At 69.5% G+C, this 371-nt stretch carries 1 pseudogene; it reads left to right on the forward strand.

Annotation, left to right across the window (positions count from 1 at the left end):
- A pseudogene (locus IF89_RS48940) lies at positions 1 to 267 on the forward strand (transposase); the annotation flags it as partial.
- Between the last annotated feature and the right edge of the window lie 104 nt (positions 268 to 371).

Here is a 371-nt window from a genome sequence, read left to right on the forward strand (position 1 = left end):
GCCCGATCGCTCGCCGCGGACCTCCGCCGGCCATGGGAGAAACCCACCGCCTCGGACCGGCTCAGCCCGGCCCGGGTCCGCCGGGGGTTCAGGAACATCCGCGCTCACCTCGCCTGCCCGGCACGCGTTCCTAAACCCCGCGGCGCCGGCCCCGGACGCCCGCCCGGCGCCAAGAACAGACACCGGGCACCCCGCTGCGACGTCGGCAAAACCGTCAAACGCCCCGAGACCCTGAAGGCCATCGGCAAGCCCGGAAGATCTTGGTAAATAAGGACAATGCCGTTGGCATAGAGGTGGTTTGGCGGTTCAACGGATACCAGGGGGTGGTGTCCGATGGCTGCTCGACTGGTGGACCGGGTCGGGCTGGGGGA

Origin of the sequence: Streptomyces sp. NRRL F-2664, assembly GCF_000719345.1 — a bacterium.
Classification (GTDB): Bacteria; Actinomycetota; Actinomycetes; order Streptomycetales; family Streptomycetaceae; genus Streptomyces.